The organism is Staphylococcus pseudoxylosus (assembly GCF_003697915.1).
GTDB classification, from domain to species: Bacteria; Bacillota; Bacilli; order Staphylococcales; family Staphylococcaceae; genus Staphylococcus; species Staphylococcus pseudoxylosus.
In genome coordinates, this window is record NZ_RCVN01000033.1 from 1 (window position 1) to 1,761 (window position 1,761).

General features: G+C 33.9%; 2 protein-coding genes. One reads left to right on the top strand and one right to left on the bottom strand.

The features are described from left to right. Positions 1-252 precede the first annotated feature (252 nt). Complete coding sequence (locus D9V42_RS14570; protein ID WP_107551895.1) at positions 253-1,353, top strand: glycerol dehydrogenase; 1,101 nt, start codon at positions 253-255, stop codon at positions 1,351-1,353. Positions 1,354-1,514: 161 nt separating this feature from the next. On the opposite strand, the gene D9V42_RS14575 is transcribed toward D9V42_RS14570, so the two are convergent. Beyond that, positions 1,515-1,607 (bottom strand): type I toxin-antitoxin system Fst family toxin, encoded by a 93-nt coding sequence (locus tag D9V42_RS14575; RefSeq protein WP_107389233.1) that lies wholly within the window; start codon positions 1,605-1,607, stop codon positions 1,515-1,517. Positions 1,608-1,761 lie beyond the last annotated feature (154 nt).

Below are 1,761 nucleotides of genomic sequence, written 5' to 3' on the forward strand. Positions count from 1 at the left end.
GAAGACTCCTTTTTGTTAAAATTATACTATAAATTCAACTTTGCAACAGAACCAACAAAAGTTTATTTTCCAATTTAAATAATAAAAAAATGACCCACACCCTGAATACGTCTTGCTCAAAAAAAGAAGTTAAATCATTCGAATAAGTAATTGTTTTACGTATAAACTTTCACATTTACAAAGATTTATGATTTATACATACGAATACAGGGGATAAAATAAGTGTATATCAAATAATAAGGAGGTTTTTTTATGTCAAGATACGTTTTTCAATCGCCAAGTAGATATATACAAGGAAAAGGAGAAATAAAAAGTTTAGCCAATGAAGTTAATAAATTAGGTGATACACCCTTGATTATTTCAGATAGTTTAGTTTGGTCACTAACAAATAAAGACATAAATGAGAGTTTTGAATCTAACGAGATTAGTTACAAATACGAAGAATTTAATGGGGAAGCCTCTGAAGGTGAAATAGCAAGACTTAGCCAAATAGCCAAAGAAAATAACATAAATGTGATTGTTGGCGTTGGAGGAGGAAAGACATTAGATACAGCAAAAGCAATTTCTGATGATCTTAATTCCCCTGTTATTATTGTCCCAACAACTGCTTCTACAGATGCGCCTACGAGTGCTTTGTCAGTTATCTATTCAGATGAAGGTGTTTTTACGGGTTACAGATTTTACTATAAAAACCCAAATGTAGTATTAGCAGATTCACAAATTATAGTCCAAGCACCAGTCAAATTGTTTGCGGCGGGCATGAGCGATGCTTTAGCTACTTTAGTAGAAGTTAAAGCAACTTTAAACCGTAGAGGGAAAACTATGGTGGATGGAAAACCAACATTAGCTTCTTTAGCCATTGCTGAAAAAGCAGAAGAAACAATATTTAAATACGGTAAAAGCGCCTATTTTTCTGCAGCACAAGGTATTGTAACACCTCAAGTGGAGTCTATTATCGAAGCAAACACTTTACTCTCAGGACTTGGTTTTGAAAACGGTGGACTTGCTGCAGCCCATGCAATACACAATGGGTTTACAGCTTTATCAGGAGATATCCATAAACTTGGACACGGCGAAAAAGTGGCGTATGGGACTCTCGTTCAAATGGTTTTAGAAAATAGACCTTATGAAGAAATTAAAAAATATATTGATTTTTATAAATTCTTAGAAATGCCAACAAATTTAAATAATATGCATTTACACGACGTTTCTTTTGAGGATTTAGTAAAAGTGGGAGAATTAGCAAAAGATCCTAATGACACTTTCTCTAATTTAAGTGACGAATTCACTGCTGAAGACGTAGCGCAAGCTATACTAGCAGTGAATGAATTAAGTGGAGGCAAAGATAAGTAAATTGCTCTTTATTTAGACTACGTATATATTTATTCTTATTTTGCATTCCTCTACACTATGATGTTATAATGTATTTAACAAAAAGTAGTTCCATTGGAACACCGAACCCCCAACCTACTGGAATAGGTTGGGGGTTCTTTTTGGCGGGCTATGTCGCCTTATTATTTATTGCGGTTGTTTAGCCAAAACGTAAAACCCGCAATTATGCATCCTGAAACAACAGGCGCAATTATACTAACAAAAAGTAGTTCCACTGGTCTCACCTCCTTCCGTCGAATATATCGCCGGAAGTTAAGACGACTCTGTTATTATATCATTTGTGAAAGTGTAAGCATATGCACTTCCGATAAGTTGAATTATGTTTGATTATTCATCGTTTAAAAACTTAAATAAGACTATACTAATTAT

Excerpts from the sequence above, each read along its gene's own strand:
- D9V42_RS14570 (WP_107551895.1), top strand. The coding sequence starts at position 253 with ATGTCAAGATACGTTTTTCAATCGCCAAGTAGATATATACAAGGAAAA.